The sequence below is a fragment of the Streptomyces sp. DH37 genome (genome assembly GCF_029813835.1).
Lineage (GTDB): Bacteria > Actinomycetota > Actinomycetes > Streptomycetales > Streptomycetaceae > Streptomyces.
Window position 1 is genome coordinate 1 of the sequence record NZ_JARVKV010000220.1, and the last position, 414, is coordinate 414.

The 414-nt window shown below is 72.5% G+C and carries 1 protein-coding gene; it reads left to right on the forward strand.

The features are described 5' to 3' along the window. A partial coding sequence (locus QC029_RS30755) for an alpha-L-arabinofuranosidase C-terminal domain-containing protein (protein WP_279559121.1) occupies positions 1-414 on the forward strand: 414 nt, incomplete at both ends.

Sequence of the window (414 nt, forward strand, 5' to 3'; positions counted from 1 at the left end):
CCCTCGCACAGCTCGTCAACGTGATCGCCCCGATCATGACCGAGCCCGGCGGCCCGGCCTGGCGGCAGACGACCTTCCACCCGTTCTCGATCACGAGTCGGCACGCTACCGGCGAGGAGATCCGGCCCGTCAACGAGGCGCCGACGTACCACACGGCGCGCCACGGCGAGGCATCCGGCCTCGACGCCGTCGCGACCGTCGACGAGGACCGGGCCGCGGTCTTCCTCGACACCCGCGACCTGGCGGAGACCGCACAGGTCACGATCGACGTGCGCAGCCTCGGCTCGTCGCGCATCACCGAGGCGGTCACACTCGCCGACTCCGACGTGTACGCGAAGAACACGCTCGCCGAGCCGCACCGGGTGACCCCGGCCGCGAACCCGAGCGCGGCACTCGCCGACGGCCTGCTCACCG